Source organism: Salmonella sp. SAL04157 (genome assembly GCF_046551635.1).
In the GTDB taxonomy this organism is placed as follows: domain Bacteria; phylum Pseudomonadota; class Gammaproteobacteria; order Enterobacterales; family Enterobacteriaceae; genus Salmonella; species Salmonella enterica.
Window position 1 is genome coordinate 59,617 of the sequence record NZ_JBGDVS010000010.1, and the last position, 22,872, is coordinate 82,488.

Genomic DNA, 22,872 nt, shown 5'->3' on the forward strand with positions numbered 1-22,872 from the left:
ATGCCGCATTCACCTGAAGATAAAAAACGTATCCTTACCCGTGTTCGTCGCATACGCGGGCAGGTCGAAGCGCTGGAGCGGGCGCTTGAGTCTGGCGAACCTTGTCTGGCGATTCTGCAACAGATTGCCGCCGTGCGCGGCGCGTCTAATGGCCTGATGAGTGAAATGGTTGAAATCCATCTGAAAGATGAGCTGGTCAGCGGGGAAACTACGCCAGATCAGCGCGCGGTTCGGATGGCGGAAATCGGCCATCTCCTTCGCGCTTATCTAAAATAACAATTTCCCTCACCGTAACAGGAAGAGATATATGAAATCACGTGCAGCAGTTGCTTTTGGTCCCGGTCAGCCGCTAAAAATTGTCGAGATTGACGTTGCGCCGCCGAAAAAAGGCGAAGTTCTGGTCAAAATCACCCATACCGGCGTTTGCCATACCGATGCTTTTACCCTTTCCGGCGATGATCCGGAAGGCGTATTCCCGGCAGTCCTGGGTCACGAAGGCGGCGGCGTGGTAGTCGAGGTCGGCGAGGGGGTCACCAGCCTGAAACCCGGCGACCATGTTATTCCACTGTATACGGCGGAATGCGGCGAGTGTAAGTTCTGTAAGTCCGGTAAAACTAACCTTTGTCAGGCCGTACGCGCCACTCAGGGAAAAGGGCTGATGCCGGATGGCACTACCCGCTTTTCTTATAACGGCGAACCCGTTTATCACTATATGGGAACCAGCACGTTCAGCGAATATACCGTTTGCGCGGAAATTTCTCTGGCGAAAGTGAACCCGCAGGCGCCGCTGGATAAAGTGTGTCTGTTGGGCTGTGGCGTGACGACTGGTATTGGCGCCGTCCATAACACCGCTAAAGTGAAAGCGGGCGACACCGTTGCCGTTTTTGGTTTAGGCGGTATTGGGCTGGCGGTTATTCAGGGCGCGGTTCAGGCTAAAGCCGGGCGTATTTTAGCTGTCGACACGAATCCGGAAAAATTTACGCTGGCGGGCGAAATGGGGGCTACGGACTTTATTAATCCGAATGATTACGACAAACCGATCCAGGACGTTATTGTTGAGCTTACTGATGGCGGCGTAGATTTCAGTTTTGAATGTATCGGCAACGTTAACGTGATGCGAGCGGCGCTGGAATGTTGTCATAAAGGTTGGGGCGAAAGCATTATTATTGGCGTAGCGGGGGCAGGGCAGGAAATCAAAACCCGTCCCTTCCAGCTAGTGACTGGTCGCGTCTGGCGTGGCTCCGCTTTTGGCGGCGTGAAAGGGCGCACGCAGCTGCCAGGGATGGTCGAAGATGCGATGAACGGTAAAATCCGTTTAGATCCTTTTATTACTCACCGCCTGCCGCTGGAGCAGATTAACGATGCCTTTGAACTGATGCATCAGGGTAAATCCATCCGTACTGTTATCCACTTTAGCGATAACTGATTCATCCGCCAGCGGATTTTCCGCTGGCGCTTTTCTGAATTTTCTGGAATGAATGTTGTGAAAATGTGACGAAGGCGATGCTTTTCGCGATAAGCAAACGTCATGAAGTGCCGATGACTATCTAACGGGCGTGTTTTACGCATAAAACCTACAAGAGAGTCGACGGTCATGGGCAACACATTCTCGATGCAAGCCTCGCATAAACTGGGCTTCCTGCATCATATTCGGCTGGTTCCGCTGTTTTCCTCCATTCTCGGTGGCATCCTTCTTCTTTTTGCTTTGAGCGCCGGGCTGGCAGGCTATTTTCTGTTACAGGCCGATCGCGATCAGCGTGATGTCACGGACGAGATTCAGGTACGGATGGGATTATCCAACAGCGCTAACCACTTACGTACCGCACGTATCAATATGATCCACGCTGGCGCGGCGAGCCGGATTGCTGAAATGGATGAAATGAAAGCCAATATTGCCGCTGCGGAAACGCGGATCAAGCAGTCTCAGGACGGCTTTAACGCTTATATGTCCAGAACGGTGAAAACACCCGCCGATGATGCATTGGATAACGAGTTAAACGCCCGTTACACCGCCTATATCAACGGCCTGCAACCGATGCTGAAATTTGCCAAAAATGGCATGTTCGAAGCGATCATTAATCATGAAAACGAGCAGGCAAAACAACTGGATGCCGCATATAACCATGTCCTGTTGAAAGCGATTGAACTGCGCACCGAGCGGGCGAGACTACTTAGCGAGCAGGCTTACCAACGTACCCGGCTCGGTATGATGTTTATGATTGGCGCATTTACGTTGGCGCTGGTATTGACGTTAATGACCTTCATGGTGCTGCGTCGCACGGTGATACAACCCTTGCAGCAGTCTGCGTCACGTATCGAACGCATTGCGGCGGGCGATCTGACCATGGCTGACGAGCCCACAGGACGCAGTGAAATTGGTCGTCTGAGTCATCATCTTCAGCAGATGCAGCATGCGTTGCAACAAACGGTAGGGGCGGTGCGTCAGGGGGCGGAGGAAATTTATCGAGGCACCAGCGAAATTACCGCCGGTAATACGGATTTATCTTCTCGTACTGAACAGCAGGCTGCCGCCATTGAACAAACCGCGGCCAGTATGGAACAGTTGACGGCAACCGTTAAGCAGAATGCGGATAATGCGCATCACGCCAGCAAACTGGCGGAAGATGCTTCCGGTAAAGCCAGTCGCGGAGGCCAGATGGTTTCCGGGGTCGTACAAACGATGGGGAATATTTCCACCAGCTCGAAAAAAATCTCGGAAATTACCGCCGTCATTAACAGTATCGCTTTCCAGACCAACATACTGGCGCTGAACGCGGCGGTCGAGGCGGCACGTGCCGGGGAACAAGGACGCGGTTTTGCGGTGGTCGCCAGTGAGGTTCGTACCCTCGCCAGTCGCAGCGCGCAGGCGGCAAAAGAGATTGAAGGCTTGATCGGCGCATCGGTCAGCCTGATTGAACAAGGATCTGAAGAGGTTATCGCTGCGGGGAGCACCATGAATGAGATTGTGGATGCCGTCAAACGCGTCACCGATATTATGCTCGATATCGCGGCAGCCTCTGATGAGCAAAGTCGCGGTATTGTTCAGGTCAGTCAGGCGATTTCTGAGATGGACAAGGTTACGCAACAAAACGCGTCGCTGGTCGAAGAGGCGTCCGCGGCGGCGGCTTCGCTTGAAGAACAGGCCGCCCGCTTGACGCAAGCCGTTGATGCGTTTCATTTACAGGATACTGGCGCGACGATGCGATCATCCTTCCTTTAATGAGCGTCGCGCCAGCGGGCTATTTTAGCCGCGGGCGCGTTTAATGCCCGACAGCCGCTATCACAGCGGCATCGATTTACGGATCGCCGCAATCAGCATTTGCGCCCCGGTTGAGAGCGGGATATCAACTCGCGTAAGAATACCTATCGGTTCGCCTGCGCTCTGGGTCGGCACGGGTAATGAGACCAGCGTTGCCTGGCGAAGATCTTCTTTAACCGCGCCAGAGGGGACGAACCAGACGTAATCGTAATCTACGGTCAGTTGTCGTGATAACGATGCGGATAGCGTTTCGATACATCCGGCAGGCATTTTACACCCCTGGCTTTGCAACAGGGTTTCCGCATTCTGGCGCGGTACCGTGCCTTTTGGCGAGACGACTACCGGCCATTCCATAACCCGACTGAGCGTGATCGTCTCCTGTAACAGGGGATGACCGGGGCGTACCACTAATTTAAGCGATTCTAAAAACAGCAGTTCGTAATTTAAACCGCCCATTAATTCCGGGTCTGACATGCGGCCAATACCCAGATCGATCTCGCCTGACTTGAGACCCGCAAGCAACATCGTATTGTTCATGGTCGCGACCTGTAACGAGGTCGATTTTTGCTGTTGATGGAACCGCCCAATAGCCGCCGGGAGTATACCCAGCGCAGCGGTGGGGAGCGCGCCAACACGCACCACATCGGCGCTGGCGTCCTCTTTGCGATTCAGCGCCTGCCCGGCGGTATTCAATGCATCTAATACTTTTACCGCATGAGTCAAAAATTGTTCGCCAGGAACCGTTAATTGCGCGCCCAGTCGCCCGCGTTCGAACAGACGGGTTCCGGTGAGTTGTTCCAGTTCGTTCAGCGTTTTAGAAAGCGCTGGCTGGCTCAGGTTAAGGGTTTCAGCCGCGCGCCCCAGCGTTCCCTGTTGCGCAACGGCGACAAATGTATGAAGGTGGCGCAACCGAATGCGCTGACTAAACAGACCATTTTTTTCCATAAGCGATGTTAAAAACAGAGCCGTGCGGGTGACAAGTAAAGTTGTTTGTTTTTGATAACCTGATAGCAAAATATTATTAACATTTTACCATTTCAAGTTACAACTGTTTTATTTTACTGATGATTCAACTGCCGTTAAGCGTGTTAAGCCGCGATCTGGTTGGGGATACGCCAGCTCATGTCAATCCGTCCTACACAATGAATTCAGGCCGGATCACAGTTTGTAAATTCTTCTCCCCGGAATGGATGAGGTTTTCTACACTCCAGGTAACATTCACTGGAGGCATGACATTATGGCGAACACCATCACGGCAGATGAGATTCGGGAACACTTTTCGCAGGCAATGTCGGCAATGTACCAGCAGGAAGTTCCGCAGTACGGTACGTTACTGGAACTTGTGGCTGACGTGAATCTGGCGGTGCTGGAAAATAATCCCAAACTGTATGAGCAGTTGGCTAATGCCGATGAACTGGCGCGATTGAACGTGGAACGACATGGCGCCATTCGTGTTGGAACCGCAGAAGAACTTTTTACCTTGCGTCGGATATTCGCCATCATGGGGATGTACCCAGTAAGTTATTACGATCTCTCTCAGGCGGGCGTGCCTGTGCACTCCACGGCATTTCGTCCCATTGACGAGGCTTCGCTCTCGCGTAATCCCTTTCGCATGTTCACTTCGCTATTACGCCTGGAGCTCATTGAAAACGCGGCATTACGCCAGCGGGCGGCGGAAATCTTATCGCAGCGGGATATTTTTACATCGCGCTGCCGACAATTGCTGGATGAGTACGACGAGCAGGGCGGTTTTAGTGCTGCTCAGGTCGAAGAGTTCGTCCGTGAAACGCTGGAGACTTTTCGCTGGCATCGTCAGGCTACCGTTGATGAAGAAACGTACCGCAGCCTGCATCGTGAGCATCGTTTAATTGCCGATGTGGTCTGTTTTCCGGGATGTCACATTAACCATCTGACGCCGCGTACTCTGGATATCGACCGGGTACAGGCCATGATGCCGGAGTGCGGCATTACGCCTAAAATTCTTATCGAAGGTCCGCCTCGCCGCGAAGTGCCTATTCTGTTGCGGCAAACCAGTTTCAAAGCCCTGGAAGAGCAGGTGCTCTTCGTTGATGAAAAGCAGGGTACGCACACGGCGCGCTTCGGCGAAATTGAGCAACGTGGCGTCGCGCTGACGCCAAAAGGTCGTCGATTATATGATGAACTATTGCACAAGGCGGGAACGGGTAAGGATAACTTCACGCATCAACTCCATTTGCAGGAGGTCTTTAACGCCTTTCCGGATAGCGAATTTCTGCTTCGCCAGCAGGGGCTTGCCTGGTTCCGCTATCGCTTAACGCCTTCCGGCGAGGCGCATCGTCAGGCGATTCATCCTGGCGACGATCCGCAGCCGCTTATTGAGCGCGGTTGGGTGATCGCGCAGCCGATTACCTATGAAGATTTTCTTCCGGTCAGCGCAGCCGGCATTTTTCAGTCGAATTTGGGAAATGAAACGCTGGCCAGAAGGCACGGTAATGCCAGCCGCGACGCCTTTGAACAGGCGCTGGGATGTGCAGTACGGGATGAATTTTCGTTATATCAGGAAGCGGAAGAACGCAGTAAACGCCGTTGCGGTCTGCTTTAAAAGCGGTAAGCTTCACAGGCTGTGAGGATACTGTAAAAGGAAGGCGTTATGTTGAATCCCTCCATCCCGCTGGTGGCGACGCGTCACGGTAAAATCGTGGGCGTCGTACAGGAAGAAATCCATATCTGGCGCGGTATACCTTATGCCGCGCCGCCAACAGGGGAGCTACGCTGGCGTGCGCCGCAGCCTGTTACAGCCTGGCAGGATGTGCGCCAGGCGGATTGTTTCTCCTGCGCCAGTTGGCAGGATATTACCTGGTGTCGCGAACTCGGCGGCGGCGATCCGGGAAATTTTTCCGAAGACTGTCTCTATCTGAACGTCTGGGCTCCCGCCGTACGTCATGAACCGTTGCCGGTCATGGTCTGGCTACACGGCGGCGGTTACACCATTGGCGCGGGGAGTTTGCCGCCCTATGACGGACATGCGCTGGCGAAGCGCGGCGCGATCGTGGTGACGGTCAATTATCGGCTTGGCCATCTGGGCTTTTTCGCGCATCCGGCGCTGGAAGGCGGAGAGGCGGAGTGTATTCATAATTTCGCTTTACTCGATCAAATCGCTGCGCTGCGTTGGGTGCAGGACAATATTGCCGCATTTGGCGGCGATACGCAGAATGTGACGTTATTTGGCGAATCCGCCGGCGCCCGCAGCGTGCTGTCGTTGATGGCTTCGCCGTTGGCGAAGGGGCTTTTTCATAAAGCGATTATTCAGAGTGGTTATACGCTGCCGGATACGCCCCGCGAGGTGGCGCTAAAAAAAGGCGTTGCGCTGGCAGAACATCTTGGTTTAGCCAATGCCACTGCCGAACAGCTACGCGCTTTACCGGCAGAGACGTTTTGGCCGCTGGACGAGCCTTTTAAAATTGCGCCGACGCCGATTTCCGGCGACGTCGTGCTGCCGCATCCGATGCTGGAAACCTTCTTTGCGGCGAAACAGCATCCCATACCGGTGATGATCGGCTCGAATAGCGATGAAGCCAGCGTATTGGCAGTTTTTGGCGTCGATATTGCCGGTCAAATTCAAAAAATGCGCCGTGAGCGGCGTGTTGGCCTGGGGTTAATCCGGCTGCTTTATCCTGGAGTGAAAGGCGACGAAGCACTAGGGCGGCAGGTCTGTCGGGATATGGTATTTACCACGTTGGGTTATGTCGTCATGCAAGCGCAGCAGCGGATCGGCGAACCGTGCTGGCGTTACTGGTTTGATTATGTCGCCGAAGCGGAGCATAACACCTACGCGAATGGTGCCTGTCATGGCAATGAAATACCGTATGTATTCGATACGTTAACGCGGGCTGAGCCCACATGCCATTATGTGAATGAGAATGACCTGGCCTTTGCCTCGCAGGTGGCGGATTACTGGGTGAATTTCGCTCGTCATGCCAGCCGCACGCGCGACGTGCTGCACGGCCCGGTTCGCTGGCCCGCCAGCATTCGGGGGCGAGATCGTCTGTTGCGGATTGGGCTGAACAAACTTGCCGGTTTTAAAGTGGAAAACCGCTTTATGCGTGCGCGTCTGGCGCTGTTTAAACGAGTCATGAAACATCACGTTAGTCTGGAATAAACTTTTCATAACCTGAAGAATGCTGCGTGAGGTTTACATCCGATTAGGTCGGTTCTTATCGACATAAAATATTTACGCTTTTGCACAGTTTCCAGGCGACCAACAATTGGATTATTAATGAATTTTGTCTAGAGTGAGCGGTCAGAAACGGGCACATTCTTGCTGCTGAAAAAACCAGCGCGGGACCATTCACAAGACCAGAAGGACTCATTTTCAGGTATGAATCGTAGACGATTTATTAAAGGTTCAATGGCAATGGCCGCCGTGTGCGGTTCCAGCGGTATTGCTTCACTCTTTTCTCAGGCGGCGTTTGCCGCGGAATCCGATATTGCGGATGGTAAAATTGTCCGTTTTGATTTTGCTGGTCTGCAATCAATGGCCCAGGCGTTAGCGAAAAAGCCCTGGGGCGGCGCGCCGGGCCCCTTGCCGGATACGCTCGCCAATCTGACGCCGCAGGCCTATAACAGCATTCAGTATGACGCGGCGCATTCACTCTGGAACGGTGTTGCCAACCGGCAGCTCGATATTCAGTTTTTCCACGTAGGGATGGGCTTTCGTCGTCGCGTACGCATGTTTTCCGTTGATACGACGACGCATCTTGCTCGCGAGATCCATTTTCGTCCGGAACTGTTTAAATACAACGATGCCGGCGTCGATACGACGCAACTGGAAGGGCAGAGCGATCTCGGTTTCGCCGGTTTCCGTGTCTTTAAAGCACCGGAACTGGCGCGGCGCGATGTCGTCTCCTTCCTGGGCGCCAGTTATTTCCGGGCGGTAGATGATACTTATCAGTATGGCCTGTCGGCTCGCGGGCTGGCGATAGATACCTATACTGACGGTCAGGAAGAGTTCCCTGACTTCACCGCATTCTGGTTTGACACCGCGAAGCCGGGCGATACTACATTTACCGTTTACGCTCTGCTGGACAGCGCCAGCGTGACGGGCGCGTATAAATTTGTGATTCATTGCGAAAAATCGCAGGTGATCATGGATGTAGAAAACCATCTCTACGCCCGTAAAGATATTAAGCAACTTGGCATTGCGCCGATGACCAGTATGTTTAGCTGTGGGAATAATGAACGCCGGGTATGCGACACCATTCATCCGCAAATTCACGATTCCGATCGGCTGGCGATGTGGCGGGGTAACGGCGAGTGGATTTGCCGCCCGCTGAATAATCCGCAGAAATTGCAGTTCAATGCATATATGGACGATAACCCAAAAGGGTTCGGCCTGCTGCAACTCGATCGTGATTTCTCGCATTATCAGGATGTGATGGGCTGGTACAATAAACGTCCGAGCCTGTGGGTGGAGCCGCGCAGTAAGTGGGGGAAAGGCGCGGTTAGCCTGATGGAGATCCCAACCACTGGTGAAACTCTGGATAATGTGGTCTGTTTCTGGCAGCCGGAAAAAGCGATCAAAGCCGGGGATGCGCTGGCGTTCAATTATCGTTTGTACTGGAGCGCGCAGCCGCCGGTACAATCGCCGCTTGCGCGGGTCATGGCGACCCGTACAGGGATGGGCGGATTTCCCGAAGGTTGGGCGCCGGGCGAACATTACCCGGATAAATGGGCGCGCCGTTTTGCTATTGATTTTGTCGGCGGCGATCTGAAAGCGGCCGCGCCAAAAGGCATTGAGCCGGTGATTACGCTCTCCAGTGGCGAGGCGAAGCAGATTGAGATCCTCTACGTAGAGCCTTTCGACGGTTATCGTATCCAGTTTGACTGGTATCCGACCTCGGATTCTACGGCACCGGTGGATATGCGTATGTTCCTGCGCTGCCAGGGGGAGGCTATCAGCGAAACCTGGCTGTATCAGTATTTCCCGCCCGCGCCGGATAAGCGCCGTTATGTCGACGATCGTATCATGCGTTAGTCAGTTTGCCTTCTGTACCGCCACAAAGGCGGTACAGGTTGCGGAAATTGCCCTGGCATAAACTCATTCGTGAGCCGCTGTTTTTGTGACACGGCCTTTCCATCGTTCTATTTTTGCAACAGTCCTTTCTGTTTATCCCTCTCGATCCTGCGGACAGGGGACATTAAGATAGCTTCACCTTATTTAAGATATAAAGTGAATATAATGAAAAAGAGTTTTCTTGGTGCTGTCCTGTCTCTGGGTTTATTAAGTGCTGCTCATGCAGATGTATATAAATTTGATAATACGCATACCAATGCGGTATTTAATATCGATCATTTCCAGACCTCAACCAATCATGGCGGGTTTTATGCTATTAGCGGCGAACTGAAATATCAGCCGGAAAAGCAAGTCGCAGAGATGCGCGTGACGATTCCCGTGAGCGCCTTAAATACCGGGGTGGATGCGTTTGATAACCATATTCGCAGTAGCGATATTCTGGATGCGGAAAAATATCCAGAAATAGTATTTAAATCGACAAAATGGCATTTTGAAGATAATAAACCGGTTTCTATTGACGGTTTGCTAACAATGAAGGGAGTAACTAAGCCCGTCACCTTAACCACCACCAAGTTTGGCTGTTATATGAGCCCGATATTCAAGGCGCAGGTTTGCGGTGGTGATTTTGTCACGCAAATAGATCGCACCCAGTGGGGTGTAGATTATCTGGTCGATATGGGGATGACGAAAGTTGTCGATATAAAAATCCAGGCAGAAGCGGTTAAGCAATAAAGGGAATAATGATGAAAACTCATCACCTCATTCGGGTAGTGGCCTCGCTGGCGATGTTGGCAACGTCAGGCCTGGCTTATGCTGAAGAGTACAAAGCCAGCACGGACGAAAAAGCAATAAAAATGACGAACGTAGCCTCTCTGGAAGCGCGCGTTCAAGCCAGAATGGAGAAAGGGGCATTTGGTTATATTCGCGGTGGAGCCGAAGATGAGAATAACCTTCGCAGCAACACCGAAAGCTTTGACAAAAAATATATTATGCCGCGCGTATTACAGGGCATTGAGTTAAAAGAGATCGATTTATCAACGCAGCTACTGGGTATTCCGCTTAAAACGCCTATAATCCAGGCACCGATGGCAGCGCAGGGCCTGGCCCACGCCTCCGGAGAGTTGGCGACGGCGAAAGGCATGGCGCAGGTCGGTTCGATTTTCTCGTTGAGTACTTATGGCAACAAGACCATCGAAGAGGTGGCTAACGTTTCCGGGAAAAATCCGTTCTTCTTCCAGCTTTATATGAGTAAGAATAATCAATTTAACGAATTTATTCTTGCACAAGCGGTAAAGCATGGCGCTAAAGCGATTATTCTGACCGTAGATTCGCCTGTCGGTGGCTATCGGGAAGAAGATATTAAAAATAACTTCCAGTTCCCGTTGGGCTTTGCAAACCTGGAAATGTTCGCCAGAAAAAATGACGATGGTTCAAAAACCGGCAAAGGGGCAGGGATAAGTGAAATTTACGCGCAGGCTAAACAAGCCTTTACGCCGGAGGATATTGCCTATGTACATCGTATTTCCGGTCTGCCGGTTATCGTAAAAGGCATTCAGTCGCAGGAGGATGCTGAAATTGCTATCCAGGCCGGGGCCGCAGGAATATGGGTTTCTAATCATGGTGGTCGTCAATTAGACAGCGGGCCGTCCTCATTCGATATGCTTCCTGCGATTGCAAAAGTTGTCAACAAGCGAGTGCCTGTTATTTTTGACAGCGGAGTACGCCGTGGTTCGCACGTATTCAAAGCGTTAGCCAGCGGGGCGGATATTGTGGCGGTTGGCCGGCCTGTATTATACGGTCTTAATCTTGGCGGCGCTCAGGGTGTGGCATCAGTGATTGAACAGCTAAACAAAGAGCTGACAATTAACATGATGTTGGGTGGCGCCAGGAATATTGAACAAGTGAAAACGACACGCTTGTTAACTGAAAAAGAGCTGCCCCAGTAATATAAAGGTCGGGTACTATACCCGACCTTTTCCTGTATGATTTCCCTCAACAACGCTTCCGGTAGAAAATGACGCGCTCTGTTTCCTCAAATCCTAACGCCTGGTGAACTTTCTGTGAAATTGTATTTTCCGGCGAGGTATCAGAAGCCATTTCCCGACACCCTTTATTCTTTCCCCATCGTTGCACCGCTGCAATCAATTGTTTCGCTACGCCGCGTTGACGGAACGAGGGGAGAACAAAAATACCTTCAAGGAAAACCACGGGCGAACTGTCACAGCCATTGACATAATCGTGGCGGATTGAGGCATCCGCAAAGCCAATCGCCACCCCGTCTGCCATCGCAACAAATGATGCCAAATGATCGGCTTGCAGGATTTCTTCGCCGTCTGCCAGATGGGCGTCATCCGGGTGACCGGGCCAGAGCTGTTTTCGCAATCCGCGCCAGTGCTCCAGATGGGTTCTGTTCATTTGCCTGATGTCCATTAGCGCGCTCCTGATGAGGGGGCTGACATGATGAGACGGCATCCCGCCTGCTGATAACGTCGCGCGATAGCAGACGGGAGCGCACTGTCGCTAAGAATGGTAGTAATACAGGACAGCGTCGCCACCGCATGGGGTTCTACAGTATCAAACTTTGAGTGATCGGCCATCAATATGACCTCGCGTGAGCGTTGAATAATGCGCGTTTTAACGCCCACTTCAAACATGGTAGCGTTGGTGATGCCCGTTTCAATCGACAGCGCATCGCAGGAGATAAAGGCGCGTTCAACGGCAAAGGCGTTAATCATCTCCAGCGCCAGACTCTCGCCCACCGAAAAGTAACCGGGGCGAATCAGTCCGCCGATAATGTAACTCTCTACGTGTGGGAAGCCACCCAGTTCATTAGCGATTTTGATGTCATTGCAAATGACTTTTACTTTGGCGTCGACCAGACATTTTGCCAGTTCCAGACAGGTGGAGCCGGAGTCGAGAAAAAAGCAGTCTCCATCCTTGATGAACGTGCGGGCGAGGGCGGCGATTTCGCGTTTCGCCTCGCTTTGTAACGTTCGCTTAACGTCGAAAACATATTCTTTATCTTCCGTACTGTCGTCGAAGTCAATACAACCATGGCCGCGAACCATACCGGGATAACGGCTGGCGATATAGTGAAAATCCCGGCGCACGGTTGCCTCTGCATAGCCAAAAAGCTCAATAGCTTGTTGTGTTGAGAGGTGCCTGTGTTGCCAAAGGTAATGCAACATCTGTTTGATACGGTCGGGGCGCTGTTGGCTCATCAGCATATGACTCCTTTATAGCGCGGTGAATTGTGACAACGTCACATCATAGTTCGCCGTCGTGAACAACGCCCGGCCAATCACCAGATGCTGTGCGCCTGCGGCGGCAAGCAGCCGTGCGGCGCGAAGTGTAATACCGCCGTCCGCCCAGCATTCCGCAGCAGGGAAATGCTCTCTGCTCTGACTCACTTTTTCACACATCGCGGCGATAAATTGCTGCCCGCGCCCGTCGGGTTCGCTGGTCATGATCATCAGCGCATCCAGTTGCAATGCCAGATAACGATAAGGCAATAGCGGCGTTGCCGGGTTAAGCGCCAGTCCTGCTTTCGCCCCGATAGCGCGAATATCCGCCAGAATCTCCGAGGGGTTTTGCACGCTTTCGGCATGAATGAAAATCCAGCCGGGGCGGATAGCTGCAAGCCAGGGTAGCCAGCGTTGCGGTGATGAGACCATCAGGTGAAATGAGAGCGGATGGCGAGTGTGTTGTGCGACTGCCTGAATGGTTTTCATACCGAAGGTAATATTGTTGATGAAACTGGTATCTTCGATATCCAGATGCAGCGAGCCGAGAGGCGCATCGTGTAAAGCGGTCAACGCCTCGGCATAGCGCAGCGGATCGGCGGAGGCCAGTGAAGGGTGCAGGATCATCGGAACCTCCATCAGCGCAATGCGGTTAATTGCGCGAAAAGCGCGGCGTCATTTGGCGCATCTTGCAGCATCGCGACGCTTTCCGGCGAGTCGAGCCACTGGCTGATGCGTTGAATGGTGCGAATATGTGCTTCGGCATCCGTGGCGCTGGCGCAAAGCAACAGCCAGATGGGATCGCAATCCGCATTGCCGAAAGCGACCGGCGTTGCTAACGTAGTGACGCTGATTTGATTATGGTTGGCGCCTTGCTCTGGTCTGGCATGGGGCAGCGCAATCCCCGGCGCGATAAGATAATATGGCCCCCATTTAAGGGTGTTCTCAATAATACCGTCCAGGTAGCAGGGGGCCGCCGCGCCGAAGGTAATCAGCGGACGAACGGCGATATCCAGCGCGTGTCGCCAGTCGCTGGCATGGCGTTGCGCCTGAACCCACTTAACATCATTAATCATCGATCGTTGACTCCTTGCCGGTTCGGGTTACTCTGAAACCGATCCCCGGCGTGTCTTTTGGCGAAGGCGACGGAGATCGGCAGAAGAGTTATCGCTCTCTGCAGGGGATAAGCGTTTTGCTTATCCCCATTTTATTGTCGGATATGGCGTACTTTCTCCATAAACTTCGCCACGCGCGCCTGGTCGACAAAGTTGGCGAAGACGCCGTCTTTTTTAAACGTGGTTGCCGTTACGCATCCGTCGGCAATGCAGAGCTGCTCCTCAACGTTTTCCAGACACACCCCGGTATTCGCCAGCACGACCGTGTCGGGAACGGTCTCTTTTACCCGCTTCAGTATGGCGCTATCCGTGCGGGCACCCGCCGTCAGGCCTGAGACGCACAGGGCATCGGGGTTATTGTTAAATACGGTCGATTTCGCAATTGAACAGACATCGCGGTTTCCCAGATACACCGCCGCTTCCGGAACGATGTTAAACAGCGTTTTCACGTGGCCTGCGCCGATGCGATGCTGATGGCGAATGGTTTCGCCGACATTCGTATCCCAGACGCCAAAATCGCTGGCGTAAGCGCCGGTGAAAATTTCGCGGATAAATTTTGCGTCGGTCGCCATCGCTAAATCAAACGAGGCCACAGGGTCCCACAACACGTTTACCCCAAACGGTACGCGGATTTCACTCATTAACTGACCGATGATTCTTGCCATCGCGGTGGTCGTTTCCGGTCTGACTTTCGTTAAATAAGGCAGACTAAATTCGTTGGAGAACATCACTGCATCCACGCCGCCATTTTGTAGCGCCATTAAATCGTCATGGGCGCGGTCAATTACCCAGTTCATGCCTTTCCTGGTATCGAACCCGGGATCGCCCGGCAACGCCCGTAAATGGCACATGGCGATAACGGCTTTTTCTGTTCCTATTACCTCTTTTAGCCAACTCATTCTGGGTTGCTCCTTATTCCGGTAGTTCACGTTTACGTAAGACAAGTATGATGCTGGCGACAATGCCGACCACAATAACCACGCCAATCATGCCCAGCGACATCAATTCAGATATTGACCAGCCAAACATATTTCCCACCGACAGCGCGGTAATTTGCGCGTTTTCAGCGGCGAAGCTAAAGCCGCCTTTGAGCGCCATATCGGTAAAGTACGGTGCGAACTGGGTGGCGATCAGCAGAACGGTAATCATGACAATGATGCCGCTGAGCAGAGTACGAATCAGATCGCCGCGATGAATAACCGTGGCCATGCAGATAAAAAACGGCGCAACCGGTAAATCAGCCAGCGGCAGGACTTTATTGCCCGGCAGTATGCTCGCCAGAATTAACATGATGGGAATTAACAGCAGTCCAACCGCGATGGTGGTCGGGTGGCCTAACGTCACTGCGGTATCCAGACCGATAAAGACTTCGCGCCCTTTAAAGTGTTTCTGGAAGAACTTACGCGCGCCGTCGGAAATGGGCATTAATCCCTCAACGATAAGGCGAATCATGCGCGGAAACAGCACCATAATCGCCGCCACGGTAATCATTAAGGTTGCGCACCCTTTAAAGCCTTCGCCTGCGGCAAGTCCGAAGATCAGCCCGAGAACAACGCCAATGATCACCGGGTCGCCGACCATCCCATACCGTTTTTGGATCTCCTGAGCGTCAATATTGCGTCCTTTCATAAACGGTATTTTTTCGTATATCGCATCCAGCAATACGAACAACGGCACGGAACTGGAGCCATACCCTTGCGGAATAGAAATCCCTTCCAGACCCACAATGTTCTGTACTCGTTTCGCCGTCCAGTCGGCCATTTTCAACGACAAGGCGGCGTGACAAATCGCGCCCAGTACGCCATAAATCAGACTGCCGGTCATCAACTGGACGACCGTTCCGGTAATGGCGTAGTGCCAGTAGTTATAAATATCAACGTTCATGGTTTTGGTCAGACGAGTCACCAACATACCGACGTTGAGCAGAAAGATAACGGGAATGATCATCGCGCCGATGGCCGTCGCATAGCCGACGCCGGACGCGGGTCCGGCGCCGACGTCAAACACATGCAGCGTCAGGCCAAAACGCTCAATCATCACTTTAATCGGCGGACTGAGACTGTCGATCGCCATGACGATCACCAACCCCATGCCGACAAAACCGATGCCGACCGTCACCCCGGCTTTCACCACCTGCAGCCAGGGAATACGAAAGATTAAGCCGATGATAATCATAATGATGGGCACAAAGACGGTGCCGCCGAGAGACAGGATGTAATCAAACATAATGCCCCCTTTATTGTGTTAACAGCGCCTTGATTTCTTGTTTTAATGCGTCGTCGTTGATGCCTGTCAGCAGGGCGGCGCCGTTGAGCGTCGGGATGCCATAGTCACTGTGCGTACGCATGGACGTTACGATGAGATCCATACCGTTACAGTTCAACGGGATCTCATTCAGACAACATTGCGCCGTGGTTGCCGCAATGCCTTGCTCCGCAAGAAAGTCCTGCAGTTTTTGTGCAATCATGGTTGATGTCGACATGCCGGTACCACATGCCACAAGGATCTTTTTCATCATGGTCGTGCCTCTTGTGTAGCGCCTGTTTCAGGCTCAATGGGAAACTGTTCTGGCGACATATTGGCCAGCGCAGTCAGTAAACGGATACAATCAGTCAGGTCGCGCAGGCTGGCGACTTCGGCTGGCGAGTGGGTATAGCGGCAAGGAATAGAAAGGCTGGCGCAGGGAATACCGTCCAGTTCAACCTGAATGTAGCCGGTTTCGGTGATGACGCCTGGCGCGACTTCTCGCTGTACGGGAATATTATTTTCGTGCGCGGTGGTCTCCAGCATCCGCAGCAAACGCGGCGGCGTAATCAGTCCCGCCAACGTACCGCGTCCGTGATAGTTCAGACAGGTGATGCCGACGCCGTGGTTGACCCGCACATCCGAGTAATCCTGCAGGTCAGGCGTGTCGCAGGATGGGGTGATATCAATACCAATCGCCAGGTCGGGGCGCACGCGTCGTAAAACGGGAATAATGCCGCGAATATTGAACTCTTCCTGCACCGACGCGACCAGGAATACCGCGATATCGAGCGGTGTGGAGGCGAGGGCCTCGGCGACGCCCAGTAGCGCCGTACACCCCAGCCTGTCATCCAGCGCCTTACTGCATACCAGGTCGTTGCCCAGACAGTGCGGCGGGTTGTAAAGGGTTACTGGCGTCCCCACCTGAATACCCATTCGTTCGGCATCCGCTTTATCTTTTGCGCCGATATCAATCCAGAGTTTATCGAGAGCGGGAGGCTGGGTGCGCTCGTCACCCTTCGCGAAGTGATATGCTTTAATACCGATACAGCCCATGATATCGCCTGAACGTCCGGCAAGCGTCACAATCGAACCGGGCATAGTAATTTGCGCCGGGCCGCCCACGCGTTCAAAACGTAAAAAACCGGAGGGTTCGATCTTGCGTACCATAAAACCCACTTCATCCATATGCGCAAAAATCATCAGGCGAAGCGCGTCGGATTTATCGCTGCCATAACGGGCGACGACATTGCCCAGGCGATCCCGCCAGACGTCTTTGGCCTGCTGTTCAAACGCGTGCTGCATAACGTTTGCAATACTGCTTTCATGTCCTGAAATCCCGTTTAGCCGCAGTAAAGAAAAAAGCGTTTCCTGCACAGAAAAGGTCATTGGCGTCTCCGTGGTGATAAAACAATCAGTCGTTGAGCGTTTTATAGGCGGAGAATGGTTGGATAAGTGTGAAATGTGTCACGCGGAAATACGCTAAATAGGGCCAATAAAAAATAATGTGATGGCGATACAATAAAAACGCTCATATCACCTGCGGGTTATCGGTAAACCAGGCTATTTATGTGATCACGACCAACAACGAAGAAGGGCAACGCGATGATGGAAATTATTCCTGTTAGCACGACGCTGGAACTGCAAGCGGCAGATGAAAGTCATGTTCCGGCGCTGCACCAACTGGTACTCAAAAACAAAACGTGGCTACAACAGTCGCTCGACTGGCCGCAATATGTCACGTCGCAGGAGGAAACGCGTAAGCATGTGCAGGGTAATATACTGTTGCACCAGCGTGGTTACGCCAAAATGTACCTGATTTTCTGCCAGAATGAGATGGCGGGCGTACTCTCATTTAATGCCATCGAACCGGTAAACAAAGCCGCCTATATCGGTTACTGGCTGGATGAGTCCCTCCAGGGACAAGGGATAATGTCGCAATCATTACAGGCGCTGATGACACATTATGCCCGGCGCGGCGATATTCGGCGCTTCGTCATTAAATGCCGCGTTGATAATCAGGCCAGTAATGCGGTCGCACGGCGCAACCATTTTACGCTGGAAGGCTGTATGAAGCAGGCGGAGTATCTTAACGGCGACTATCACGACGTTAATATGTATGCCCGCATTATTGATACGGATTAAAGGGAACCGACTAAGGGGGTACGCGTAATACGATCCTCGCCATTGATCACTTTTGGGCCGCGCAGGTGAATAGTATTGCCGTCAAACGCTATCACCGCCGCCCGTCCGCTAATCTCGACCTGGTGCTCAATCAGAATTTCGCCCTGTATACAGGCATGGCCTTCAATCAGCACGCGGTCGTCCAGTAAAATCGGGCCTCCGCGTACCTCTGCATGTCCGCCTACCAGCACATGATGTTTTAACACACAGTTGCCTTCGATTAACGCATGTTCCGCTACCTGCGAGCTGTAGCGAAGGGTAGGGATAGCATCTTCCTCTGTGCCGGCGATAACCCGCGCATGGCCATAGACTTTGGCGCAGTCACAGATCCAGACATTATTGTCTTTGTTGCCTTCGATGAGCGCGAAATCAAAGACCTCCGCCCGGTGCTCAATAAAAGCGTGTGTGATAGTGGCGTCGCCATAAAGCTGTACCTGATGGACAATCCGCGAATGGTTCACGGTGGCGCGATCGTAAATTTGTAAAATCTGCGCATGTTCATGCGTTAGTCCCTGAACGGCGAGAATTTCTGACTGGTTTAACACGCGGGCATCGCCATAAATCGCACACTCTCCGCGCACGGAAGAGGACTGAATGGTGACGTTGTCACTTATCCGTGCGCCATCGCTGATATCAGCGCGATCAATCCAGACGTTATCGCCTATTCGCACGTTATTGTAGAGCGTGCACGGCTGCGTGATACGCGCGTTACCCGTAATTTCCGTGCCCGCAAAGGCCATCGCGTTTTCATCATAAATCCAGCAATCCCCCTGTTGTGACAGCACATTATCGGCATCAACCCAGCCGCCGGAGGTTCCGGCTTTAACATCGTTAAAATCCGTTACGGCAATAACTTGTCGTAATAAGACGCTTTTCTTCTCACCGTCTACCTGATAAGTAAAAGCACGAGGTTCTTCACTCAGTCGATATTTGATCATAGGGAAATTCCGTGTGAACGATTAAGATAACCGTAGCAAAGGTACTGGCGAAACAACCAGAAATTCCATAAAATGCATTTCAAATATACTTTATAAATTAAACAAAATGCGTAATCACAAGCAGAGCGATCGCGTGCTCAATCTGCCTGCGGGCTATTTTGGCATCGTCCTTGGCACTATCGGTATGGGATTCGCCTGGCGTTATGCCAGCCAGATATGGGCAATAAGCCACTGGCCCGGCGACATCATGGTGATCCTGGCGATGATTATTTGGGCACTCTTGACCCTGGCGTTCCTTAGCCGTCTGGTGCGCTTTCCCCATAGCGTGATGGCTGAAGTGCGACATCCGGTAATGAGCAGTTTTGTCAGCCTGTTTCCCGCCACCACGATGCTGGTCGCGATCGGCTTCGTTCCCTGGTATCGCCCGTTGGCCGTTGCGCTATTCAGCGTGGGGGTCGTCATACAACTGGCGTATGCCGCATGGCAGACGGCGGGACTTTGGCGCGGAGCGCATCCGGAAGAAGCGACAACCCCGGGGCTTTATCTGCCCACGGTAGCGAATAATTTTATCAGCGCCATGGCCTGTGGAGCGCTCGGTTACAATGATGCCGGACTGGTGTTTTTAGGCGCAGGTGTCTTTTCGTGGTTAAGTCTGGAACCGGTTATTTTGCAGCGACTGCGTAGCTGCGGCGAATTACCGGCGGTGCTGCGTACGTCGCTGGGTATCCAACTGGCACCCGCGCTGGTCGCCTGTAGCGCCTGGCTGAGCGTCAATGGCGGGGAGGGCGACACGCTGGCGAAAATGCTATTCGGCTACGGTCTGTTACAGCTTTTATTTATGCTGCGATTAATGCCCTGGTATTTATCACAACCGTTTAATGCTTCTTTCTGGAGTTTTTCGTTCGGCGTTTCCGCGCTGGCGACCACGGGGTTACATCTTGGTCACGGTAGTGAATCAGGGCTTTTCCATATTCTGGCCGTCCCGCTGTTTATTTTCACTAACGCTATTATCGCCTTATTGCTGGTTCGTACATTTCTATTGCTGGTGCAGGGGACGTTGCTTATTCGCACTGAGCGCGCTGCACTGTTGAAAACGGAGGAAAAAAATGACCGTTCGTGACGAAAATTACTTTACTGAGAAATATGGATTAACCCGCACGCATTCGGATGTGCTGGCGGCGGCAAAGGTTGTCGCGCCGGGCCGAACGCTGGATTTGGGATGCGGCAATGGCCGCAATAGTCTGTATCTGGCCGCGAACGGTTATGACGTTACCGCATGGGATAAAAATCCGGCCAGTATGGCTAACCTTGAGCGTATTAAAGCGGCAGAAGGGCTGGATAATCTGCAAACCGACATTGTCGATCTGAATACATTGACCTTTGACGGCGAGTACGATTTTATTCTCTCGACGGTGGTTATGATGTTTCTTGAGGCGCAAACCATTCCCGGTTTAATTGCCAATATGCAACGCTGCACAAAACCCGGCGGGTATAATTTGATTGTTGCGGCAATGGATACGCCGGACTTTCCCTGTACGGTGGGATTCCCGTTCGCTTTTAAAGAAGGCGAATTACGCCGCTATTACGAAGGATGGGACATGCTGAAATACAACGAAGATGTCGGCGAGCTTTACCGCACGGACGAAAACGGCAACCGTATCAAACTGCGCTTTGCTACGATGCTGGCGAGAAAACCGGCCTGACCGATGCAAGTTCTGTAAGTCTCGCTGCGTTCGGCATTTTTTTGTCGGGCGCCGCGTTCAAATTGTGCTGTCGTTACCATTTTTAGTGCATCCAGAATGATTTCGTTTTGCTATTATTTCCTTTGCATCATTGCGAAGACTAAAGGGATCGTTTCATGCGTACTCATACTTTATTTAAAGTTGCAGTGCTTACTGGCTTGCTGGCGTTATCCGGCTGTGCGTCCAAAGTCACACAGCCGGATAAGTATTCTGGATTCTTAAAAAATTATTCGGACCTGCAGGAAACTACCTCCGCCACGGGAAAACCGGTGTTGCGCTGGGTAGATCCACATTTCAATGACTCTAACTATGACAATATTGTTTACAATCCGATAACGTACTATCCCGTCCCCAAGCCAACGACCCAGGTCGGGCAGCAAGTTCTTGATAAACTGCTGGCTTATACGAACAGTAAAGTAAAATCAGCAATTGAACAGCGCAAACCGCTGGTCACGACGCCAGGGCCGCGCAGTTTGATTTTCCGCGGGGCGATTACGGGCGTGGATACCAGCAAAGAAGGGCTACAATTCTATGAGGTAATCCCTGTAGCGCTGATTGTGGCAGGCACGCAAATGGCGACGGGCCACCGAACCATGGATACCCACCTTTATTTTGAGGGTGAGCTGATAGATGCCGCGACCAACAAGCCGGTCGTCAAGGTAGTGCGCCAGGGTGAAGGTCAAGACCTGAGTAATTCCAGTACGCCAATGGCGTTTGAGACGTTGAAACAGGTCGTGGATGATATGGCGACGGATACCTCTATGTTTGACGTTAACAAAAAATAGTTCTGCGGCGCCATCGCAAGATGGCGCAAACCCCGGCAGATTAGCGGTCGCCATCAGCCAGACAACGATGGGCGGCGCGTTCTCGTTAATACAGCGTAGCCTATCCCGCCAGCGATCAACCCCCAGAATGCCGATCCGATGCCCATCAGCGTTAGCCCGCTGGCGGTGACGAGAAATGCGATAACTGCCGCGTCACGCTCATTTTCGTGAGTAAGCGCCTGATACAGGCTACCGCTAATCGTACTTAACAGTGCCAGACCAGCCAGCATTTGCACCCAGCTAACCGGCAGGGCGACCATCAGCGCGGTTATCGAACCGCCAAACCACCCGGCAAGTAAATAAAAAACGCCTGCGGCGGCGGCCGCTAACCAGCGACGCGTTGGATCGGGGTGCGCGTCCGGGCTTTGACAAATGGCGGCTGTAATGGCGGCAATGCAGATAGAATAAACGCCAAATGGCGAAAGCAGCAGCGCCAGCAATCCGGTAAAAATCATTAACGGAGAGACAGGAAGCTGATAGCCAGACGCCTTCATTGTGGCGACGCCGGGGGCGTTTTGCGATGCCATCGTCACCAGAAAGAGCGGTACCGCGACGCTCAGGCTTTGCGCGAATGAAAAGTGGGGGGGAACGAAGGTGGGCCACACCGGCGCGAAATGAATACCGCTCATCGCCACCTCACCCTGGATGAGAGCCACCGTTATTCCCATCACCATGGCAGCAATAACGGCATAGCGGGGCGCGAATACTTTAAAGAGTAGCCACGCCAATAGCATACCGCCGCACATGACAAACTCTCCGTTGAGCGTCCCGAACGCCTGCAGGCCGAAGCGTAGCAGTATTCCCGCCAGCATTGCGGCGGCAAGAGAATGGGGGATTATCCGCATCAAACGCGCAAACAATCCCGTGACGCCGCACAGCACAATCAGGGCATTGGCGACAATGAATATGCCCACCGCGTCTGGCAACGATAATCCCTGAAGCCCTGTTACCAACAGAGCGGCGCCAGGCGTTGACCAGGCGGTTAAAACCGGCGCACGATACCACAAGGTTAACGTTAGTGTGCTTATGCCCATGGCTATACCGAGGGCGGTCATCCAGCCGGCGATCTCTGCGGGTGTTGCGCCAGCGGCGAGCGCCGCCTGCCAGATAATGGCGGCGGAACTTGCATAGCCGACCAGAACGGCGACCAGACCAGATAATACAGTAGGTAACGGCAGTGATAACAGACGCATGATCGCCTCTTGTGCGTTATAACGGTCAGTCAATGTAGCATTGTGCGTTATAGCGTACAAGTGATACGCTATGGTCTTA

23 protein-coding genes are annotated in these 22,872 nt (G+C 52.7%); 12 read left to right on the forward strand and 11 right to left on the reverse strand.

Going from position 1 to position 22,872, the window contains the following annotated elements; genetic code table 11:
• The 3 genes from ACLJRE_RS18745 (at window position 1) to ACLJRE_RS18755 (ending at window position 3,220) form a co-directional block, all read left to right on the forward strand.
• The gene (locus ACLJRE_RS18745) at window positions 1–276 is read left to right on the forward strand and encodes a metal/formaldehyde-sensitive transcriptional repressor (RefSeq protein WP_001120770.1); all 276 of its coding nucleotides are present in this window, start codon (window positions 1–3) and stop codon (window positions 274–276) included.
• A 31-nt stretch (window positions 277–307) separates the two neighbouring features.
• Window positions 308–1,426: an S-(hydroxymethyl)glutathione dehydrogenase/class III alcohol dehydrogenase gene (locus ACLJRE_RS18750; RefSeq protein WP_000842142.1), complete on the forward strand. Its 1,119-nt coding sequence runs from the start codon at window positions 308–310 to the stop codon at window positions 1,424–1,426.
• Between the two features lie 168 nt (window positions 1,427–1,594).
• Entirely contained in the window at window positions 1,595–3,220 is a 1,626-nt protein-coding gene (locus ACLJRE_RS18755; RefSeq protein WP_000528501.1) for a methyl-accepting chemotaxis protein, read from the forward strand.
• Window positions 3,221–3,280: 60 nt separating this feature from the next.
• Here the strand turns inward: ACLJRE_RS18755 and ACLJRE_RS18760 are convergent, their stop codons facing one another.
• Window positions 3,281–4,204, reverse strand: a complete 924-nt coding sequence (locus ACLJRE_RS18760) for a LysR substrate-binding domain-containing protein (protein ID WP_023212382.1) — start codon at window positions 4,202–4,204, stop codon at window positions 3,281–3,283.
• Between the two features lie 292 nt (window positions 4,205–4,496).
• Between ACLJRE_RS18760 and ACLJRE_RS18765 the strand changes: the two genes are divergently transcribed.
• From ACLJRE_RS18765 to ACLJRE_RS18785, 5 genes are all read left to right on the forward strand, one after another.
• Entirely contained in the window at window positions 4,497–5,840 is a 1,344-nt protein-coding gene (locus ACLJRE_RS18765; RefSeq protein WP_410957482.1) for a VOC family protein, read from the forward strand.
• A 48-nt stretch (window positions 5,841–5,888) separates the two neighbouring features.
• Window positions 5,889–7,397: a carboxylesterase/lipase family protein gene (locus tag ACLJRE_RS18770; RefSeq protein WP_023212384.1), complete on the forward strand. Its 1,509-nt coding sequence runs from the start codon at window positions 5,889–5,891 to the stop codon at window positions 7,395–7,397.
• Between the two features lie 219 nt (window positions 7,398–7,616).
• The gene (locus tag ACLJRE_RS18775; protein WP_001081945.1) at window positions 7,617–9,272 is read left to right on the forward strand and encodes a glucan biosynthesis protein D; all 1,656 of its coding nucleotides are present in this window, start codon (window positions 7,617–7,619) and stop codon (window positions 9,270–9,272) included.
• A gap of 195 nt (window positions 9,273–9,467) precedes the next feature.
• Window positions 9,468–10,043, forward strand: coding sequence for a YceI family protein (locus ACLJRE_RS18780; protein WP_001024319.1), 576 nt, complete (start codon window positions 9,468–9,470; stop codon window positions 10,041–10,043).
• A gap of 11 nt (window positions 10,044–10,054) precedes the next feature.
• Complete coding sequence (locus ACLJRE_RS18785) at window positions 10,055–11,257, forward strand: lactate oxidase (RefSeq protein ID WP_023212385.1); 1,203 nt, start codon at window positions 10,055–10,057, stop codon at window positions 11,255–11,257.
• A 46-nt stretch (window positions 11,258–11,303) separates the two neighbouring features.
• Here ACLJRE_RS18785 and aac(6') read toward each other — a convergent pair whose 3' ends face one another.
• The 8 genes from aac(6') to ACLJRE_RS18825 form a co-directional block, all read right to left on the reverse strand.
• Window positions 11,304–11,741: a cryptic aminoglycoside N-acetyltransferase AAC(6')-Iy/Iaa gene (aac(6'), locus tag ACLJRE_RS18790; protein ID WP_023212386.1), complete on the reverse strand. Its 438-nt coding sequence runs from the start codon at window positions 11,739–11,741 to the stop codon at window positions 11,304–11,306.
• Window positions 11,741–12,532 carry a DeoR/GlpR family DNA-binding transcription regulator gene (locus ACLJRE_RS18795; RefSeq protein ID WP_015405939.1) on the reverse strand — a complete coding sequence of 264 codons (792 nt, stop codon included), beginning with the start codon at window positions 12,530–12,532 and terminating at the stop codon, window positions 11,741–11,743. The genes aac(6') and ACLJRE_RS18795 overlap by 1 nt, the downstream gene beginning before the upstream one ends.
• Before the next feature lie 15 nt (window positions 12,533–12,547).
• Window positions 12,548–13,180 (reverse strand): ribulose-phosphate 3 epimerase family protein, encoded by a 633-nt coding sequence (locus ACLJRE_RS18800; RefSeq protein ID WP_000600602.1) that lies wholly within the window; start codon window positions 13,178–13,180, stop codon window positions 12,548–12,550.
• 11 nt (window positions 13,181–13,191) lie between these two features.
• Window positions 13,192–13,629, reverse strand: a complete 438-nt coding sequence (gene sgcA / locus ACLJRE_RS18805) for an SgcA family PTS sugar transporter subunit IIA (RefSeq protein ID WP_000606454.1) — start codon at window positions 13,627–13,629, stop codon at window positions 13,192–13,194.
• Between the two features lie 131 nt (window positions 13,630–13,760).
• The gene (sgcQ, locus tag ACLJRE_RS18810) at window positions 13,761–14,567 is read right to left on the reverse strand and encodes a BtpA family protein SgcQ (protein ID WP_000118619.1); all 807 of its coding nucleotides are present in this window, start codon (window positions 14,565–14,567) and stop codon (window positions 13,761–13,763) included.
• Window positions 14,568–14,580: 13 nt separating this feature from the next.
• Window positions 14,581–15,894, reverse strand: coding sequence for a PTS sugar transporter subunit IIC SgcC (gene sgcC / locus ACLJRE_RS18815; RefSeq protein ID WP_023212387.1), 1,314 nt, complete (start codon window positions 15,892–15,894; stop codon window positions 14,581–14,583).
• Between the two features lie 10 nt (window positions 15,895–15,904).
• Window positions 15,905–16,186, reverse strand: a complete 282-nt coding sequence (sgcB, locus tag ACLJRE_RS18820) for a PTS sugar transporter subunit IIB SgcB (RefSeq protein ID WP_000976132.1) — start codon at window positions 16,184–16,186, stop codon at window positions 15,905–15,907.
• Complete coding sequence (locus ACLJRE_RS18825; RefSeq protein ID WP_000144624.1) at window positions 16,183–17,301, reverse strand: M42 family metallopeptidase; 1,119 nt, start codon at window positions 17,299–17,301, stop codon at window positions 16,183–16,185. Before ACLJRE_RS18825 ends, sgcB begins: the two co-directional genes overlap by 4 nt.
• Window positions 17,302–17,517: 216 nt before the next feature.
• Between ACLJRE_RS18825 and rimL the strand changes: the two genes are divergently transcribed.
• Window positions 17,518–18,057, forward strand: coding sequence for a 50S ribosomal protein L7/L12-serine acetyltransferase (gene rimL / locus ACLJRE_RS18830; RefSeq protein ID WP_410957483.1), 540 nt, complete (start codon window positions 17,518–17,520; stop codon window positions 18,055–18,057).
• Here the strand turns inward: rimL and ydcK are convergent.
• Window positions 18,054–19,034 (reverse strand): YdcK family protein, encoded by a 981-nt coding sequence (gene ydcK, locus ACLJRE_RS18835; protein WP_000599088.1) that lies wholly within the window; start codon window positions 19,032–19,034, stop codon window positions 18,054–18,056. The genes rimL and ydcK overlap by 4 nt on opposite strands.
• A gap of 106 nt (window positions 19,035–19,140) precedes the next feature.
• On the opposite strand from ydcK, the gene tehA reads away from it, so the two are divergent.
• From tehA to ACLJRE_RS18850, 3 genes are all read left to right on the forward strand, one after another.
• On the forward strand, window positions 19,141–20,154 hold the full coding sequence (tehA, locus tag ACLJRE_RS18840; RefSeq protein ID WP_001243996.1) for a dicarboxylate transporter/tellurite-resistance protein TehA: 1,014 nt from the start codon (window positions 19,141–19,143) through the stop codon (window positions 20,152–20,154).
• A complete protein-coding gene (gene tehB / locus ACLJRE_RS18845; RefSeq protein WP_023207793.1) occupies window positions 20,141–20,737 on the forward strand; it encodes a tellurite resistance methyltransferase TehB in 597 nt (198 codons plus the stop codon). Before tehA ends, tehB begins: the two co-directional genes overlap by 14 nt.
• Before the next feature lie 155 nt (window positions 20,738–20,892).
• Complete coding sequence (locus ACLJRE_RS18850; RefSeq protein WP_001259021.1) at window positions 20,893–21,561, forward strand: DUF3313 domain-containing protein; 669 nt, start codon at window positions 20,893–20,895, stop codon at window positions 21,559–21,561.
• Window positions 21,562–21,614: 53 nt separating this feature from the next.
• On the opposite strand, the gene ACLJRE_RS18855 is transcribed toward ACLJRE_RS18850, so the two are convergent.
• The gene (locus ACLJRE_RS18855; RefSeq protein WP_023207794.1) at window positions 21,615–22,793 is read right to left on the reverse strand and encodes a benzoate/H(+) symporter BenE family transporter; all 1,179 of its coding nucleotides are present in this window, start codon (window positions 22,791–22,793) and stop codon (window positions 21,615–21,617) included.
• Window positions 22,794–22,872: the final 79 nt, after the last annotated feature.